The 4,914-nt window shown below is 61.1% G+C and carries 4 protein-coding genes and 1 pseudogene; 3 read left to right on the top strand and 2 right to left on the bottom strand.

The genetic code is table 11. From position 1 onward, the window contains the following. Positions 1 to 836: pseudogene (locus OOT08_RS19060) on the top strand (hypothetical protein); the annotation flags it as partial. A 673-nt stretch (positions 837 to 1,509) separates the two neighbouring features. On the opposite strand, the gene OOT08_RS03495 reads toward OOT08_RS19060, so the two are convergent. After that, positions 1,510 to 2,019: a tyrosine-type recombinase/integrase gene (locus OOT08_RS03495; protein ID WP_325091152.1), complete on the bottom strand. Its 510-nt coding sequence runs from the start codon at positions 2,017 to 2,019 to the stop codon at positions 1,510 to 1,512. Then, on the bottom strand, positions 1,979 to 2,545 hold the full coding sequence (locus OOT08_RS03490) for a hypothetical protein (RefSeq protein WP_325091151.1): 567 nt from the start codon (positions 2,543 to 2,545) through the stop codon (positions 1,979 to 1,981). The genes OOT08_RS03495 and OOT08_RS03490 overlap by 41 nt, the downstream gene beginning before the upstream one ends. A gap of 378 nt (positions 2,546 to 2,923) precedes the next feature. Here OOT08_RS03490 and OOT08_RS03485 point away from each other — a divergent pair, with 378 nt between their 5' ends. Beyond that, complete coding sequence (locus OOT08_RS03485) at positions 2,924 to 3,895, top strand: tyrosine-type recombinase/integrase (RefSeq protein ID WP_325091150.1); 972 nt, start codon at positions 2,924 to 2,926, stop codon at positions 3,893 to 3,895. Between the two features lie 249 nt (positions 3,896 to 4,144). After that, on the top strand, positions 4,145 to 4,914 hold a 770-nt coding region (locus OOT08_RS03480), incomplete at its 3' end, for an AAA family ATPase (RefSeq protein WP_325091149.1).

Genomic DNA, 4,914 nt, shown 5'->3' with positions numbered 1-4,914 from the left:
GCGGAAGCGGCGCGGGCATTGACTTTCTACTTACGGGCTCATACCCCCTGACCGTCTGGCTGCCACTCATTCTCGCTGGCATGGCCATCGGTCGGTCCTCCCTCCGCGCGACCAAGAATGCAGCGATCCTGACTGGAATCGGTGTGCTGCTCGCGATCGGCGGATATGGGATTGGTAGTGCTGTGAACGGCAGCCCCGACAGTTGGAGTTCCGGGGCAGCGGTGTCGAGCGGCTCCTCGTCCTCATTCCCCGGGGTAACACCCGGAGACCAGACGGATCTGACTGGCAAGACGTGCATCTCCAAAACCGACAACGTGATTACCTGTTTCTCTGGGAAAGGTGGAATGAGCGGGCCTGGGGAGCCGGGTGAGGTGAACGGTACATACCTGGAAAGACTCGCCTCTTCGGACATGAGCTCAGCGCTCTCGGCGGCTTGGGGAGTGTCTCCCCACTCTGGCGGAACGTTTGAAATTATCGGGTCCGGCGGTTTCGCAATCACGGTAGTGGGAGTCAGCTTGCTCCTTTCCCGCCCCCTGCGATGGCTACTCCTCCCCGTCGCCGCAGTCGGATCAATGCCACTTACCGCCTATGCCGCGCATGTGGTCTCATTTGCGGTGCTGATTTCACCCATTGCTCTCGCGCCCAGTCTCATGAGCTTCGAAGGAACATCGACAAGCACGGCTTTTTGGATCTCCTGCATCGGCGTACTTCTCATCGGGTGTACGACCTGGGCGCTGATACGTGGCCGAGGGCCGCTCGAACGTGTCACGGCATGGGCAGCCCGATCGACCGACCGGCCGAATCTTGCGAACACCAGTCAATCGGAGGTGCGTTAGGGCTCTCCTGATCAGAGCGAGTTCGAGGAGTTTTGCGGAACGCGCTACCTCGCAGGACTCATGCCGTTTTGCCGGGTGGGTTGGAGATGGATAATCGCGATCGCACGTACAAAACTCTGATGGGCAGGGGTCCGGCATATGGGTGGGCCTTTTATAAAGGCCATCGGCTCCCATCGGAGATCGGTGCGCGGACGCTGCAGGCCCTCGCCCCTCTGCTTCTTCGCTGTAGGTGAGGTGCGCGACGTGAACGGCACCTCGTGGCTTTGATTGGGGCGACGTCAACTCACCACAAGCCTCAAAATCTACAGTTCCTGACTGCCCGAATCTAGTGGGCCAATCTAGTGGCCAACATCTTGCAACGCCTGAAGTCTGGGATGCGCTGTGCAACGTATGGAACGCCGAAACACTGGTCAATGGCAGGAGAACGAGCCCGTCGCCTACCTGGGGGTCAGGGGGTCGCAGGTTCAAATCCTGTCATCCCGACAGAAAAGCCCAGGTGAGAGCATGTTTCTCGCCTGGGCTTCGTCGTTTCCGTGGTCCTCTTTGGAGGGGTTTATGGAAGCATCCCACCAGTGAAGGCTGATGCCCTTCGAGACCCCCAGCTGCGGCTGTTGTGACGAGCCGGGACCTGGCCGGGACCTGGAGCCCGTTTTCGCCTCGATCCGCGACCGTTTCATCGCCCGGGTGCGGCTGTCCGACGGATCTTGGCCGGAGCCTCGTGGGTGAGATTTTCTTGCCCATCGAGGAACGCGTTGGCGCGGGCAGCAGCGTCGGTGAGGTGCCTGGTGTCGGGGTGTAGGTAGCCGCGGGTGGTCTCGATGGACTTGTGCCCGAGGATGCCTTGGAGGACGTGGAGGGGGATGCCGGCGTCGGCGAGCCAGGTTGCTCCGGTGTGCCGGAGCCCGTGCCGGGTGAGGCTCGGCAGGTCAAGATCGGTGACGAGCTGATCCCATTTCGTCGCGTCCCTGACGGAGGCGGTAGTGAGTACGCCACCGCGGGGTCCGGTCAGTATCCGTTCGTCAGGCTCACGGTGTGCGGTGAGGCGCGCAAGCAAGGGGGTGAGCGCTTGCAGGATGGGGACGTGCCGGATGTCTCGTCCCTTGGTTTGCTTGGTGACGAGCCCACCTGTGCCTGGGCGCAGGTTATGCGTCCGAACCCGAGGCGTAGAACGGGCGCACGCCATCCACCCAGTCAGGAGTTTCAATGCTCTCGGAGCGAGGGACTTCGGTTGGCCAGTTCTTGAGAAACCAATACTCGGCAGATTCAAGTGGCACCCATAGAGGCCTGTCCTGGACGTGCCGCTGGTACCACGCTGCCCGCTGAGTGTAACGACTGGCAGTCGGCGTGGTCGTGAGCTTGGACCACGTCCAGTCAGTCAGCCCGGCGAAGTCGTACGGCAAATCCTTGAAAGGGCTGGGAGCATCAACACGCCTCGCGCGATGCGTCTTCTCCCCGCGCACGAACATCAGCCCACCGACCACCTCGCCAGCAGTCGACGCGAGCAGAGCATCGTCTTGCTTCATGTTCTTCTGGATGTCCTCGGCAATAATGTATGCCTCGAAGAGGTCGTATACAGCGTCGAGACCCCAGTTCGCGGCAACCGCCACAGCCTCGACATCAGGAGAGTGGCGCAGCTCCTTCAACAAGCCCGCCGCCCACATGAGCGATCGCAGACGGATCCGGTACATCGCCTCAAGATCCCCATCCATAAGAGAAACGCTACTGCGAATACTCCGAAGACAACCCTGCAGAACCGGGGCTCCCTTGCGCGATGGGGCCGTCTCTCACTCGCCAGACTGGACGGATGCACTAACAACTCCACAGCGACCACCACGCCGTCTCCTTCCGCATCAACTCCACTACAGAGGTGGCCATCCGTGGCTAGACCTCGCACCCCGATCGGAACCTTCGGCATCATCAGCACTCGCCGCACAGATGGCGGACGTTACGTCGCCCGCACCCGGTACCGCGACTGGGATGGCAAAAGTCGACACGTCCAGGTCACCGGTGCGACTCGGCCCGCTGCAGAACGGTCGTTGAAGAAGAAACTCGTTGAACCTGACCTCTTCCACCCAGGCTTCTCCGGGATGAGCGCAGACAGTTCCTTTCCCGCGCTTGTGTGGTATTGGCTCGAAGACATGGATCTCGAAGATCGTCTCTCGCCAACGACGAGGCTGCTATACGAGCGCAACATGCGCACCCTCGTTCTACCCTTCTTCAAGGACGTCACACTCCGGGAGATCGGGGTGGCCCGCTGCGACTACTTCCTCAAGCAGCTCGCGAAGCAGAGCTACAACCGAGCACGCCAAGCCCGAGTCGTCCTGCGGCTCGCACTCGGACTTGCTGTGCGCCATGAGATCATCCCTCGCAACCCGATGGCTCATGTCTCCCGGCTCCGTCGCCCCACTCGCACCCCGGACGTGTTCACCTGGGACGAGCTCAAAGCGATCCGAACTGGCATCAGCGCCTGGGAACAGCGACCGATCAAGGCAGGGCCGAAACCGGACGGGCAACTCGGGCAGATCGTGGAAGTCATGCTCGGTACCTCAGCACGCATCGGCGAGGTCCTCGCGATTCGCCTCGGAGACCTCGACCTTGAGGTTTCGATCCCTTCGGTGCGCATCTCTGGAACGATTGTCAGCCGAAAGGGTGAACCCACGCACCGCCAGGATCACACTAAGACCGCCCGCTCCGTCCGCCGAGTCGCCTTGCCGGGGTTCGCGCTCCAGGCGGTCCAGGCACGTCTCAAGAAGATCCGCTTCCCACACCCGGACGCACTGCTGTTCGCGACCCGCGTCGGGACACCGCACACGACCAACAACATCCGCAGGCAACTCAGGGACGTGATGGACAAGGCCGGGGTCGCGGACGTGACCCCTCACCGGTTCCGCCGCACCGCCGCGACCGCGATCAACGAGATCGGGGGACTGCAACTCGCCTCCGAACTTCTCGGCCACAGCGACCCCTCCATCACGAGAGAGCACTACATCCGCCGCAACGAGACCGTGAACCCGATTACGGCAGAATTCTTGGAAAGTGCGTTTGGGAAGGCGAGCTGATCGCGACCGCGAGGCAGTCAGTTCTTTGCCCTCGTAACTCTCTACAGTTGGGTGTCATCGGTAGAGAGTTAGGAGGAGGCTTCGCGTTGACCGGGGCAGTCCGTACGAGGCCGACGGGTCACGATGGCTGGTCATGTAACCCACTGCAAGCACGCCCCATCGATACACTAAGACCGGAACGAGCGTTCTGAGCCATCTGATTCACTCGAAAAACGTAAAATTATGATCGTTCGGTGCTATCATGGCCACATGATCCTACTGAGCTTCACTGCGCGCAACCATAAGAGCATCCGCGACGAGGTCGCGGTCGATCTCACTCGCCCTGCGTTGAAGACTCTCCAGCCGAAGGATGGCAGCTGGAGCGCGGCGAGCTACCCGCTCGCTGGGATCTTCGGGGGCAACGCAACCGGTAAGTCCGCAGTTCTCGACGCGTTCCGCTACGCCTTCACCGCGATCAGGCAATCTGCCACCGTTTGGCAGGAAGCGAAGTCCATGCGGCGCGCACCTTTCAAGCTTGACGGGAACTCGCAGACTTCAACGAGCCTCTACGAGCTTGATCTTGTCCACGACGGACGCCGTTACATGTACGGCTTCGAGGTCGATCGGGATGGAATCAAACGCGAGTGGCTACGTGATGTTCCTAGCTCGCGTTGGCGCACCCTGCTGGAGCGCGATCGCGAAGAGAACGTGCTCTCGTTCCATCAGAGCCTTGGCTCCAAGATCGAGGTGACGCCCCGAGAACTCGTTCTCAGCCGCGCACTTTTGCTGAAAGGCTCAGCAATCCACGCCTTCGCTCATGACCTTGTCGAGAGCTTCGACATCGTCCTAGTGAAGGACTCGCACCGGACGGCTCGTCTGAGGAGCCTCGCGGACTCGCTGGCAGATGGCGACGTGACGTTCGCTGACCTCGAAGCATTGTTTCAAGTTGCGGATATCGGTGTCATGAAGGTTGATATCGAGGAAACAAACATTCCGGAACGGATCCGCCGGGCAGTCCTTCGGTTCGAACGCGACTTGCG

Source organism: Leucobacter sp. M11 (assembly GCF_035726885.1).
Taxonomy (GTDB): domain Bacteria; phylum Actinomycetota; class Actinomycetes; order Actinomycetales; family Microbacteriaceae; genus JAPFRB01.
The sequence above is the reverse complement of the archived record's forward strand: the minus strand, read 5'-3'. Positions and strand labels throughout refer to the sequence as shown.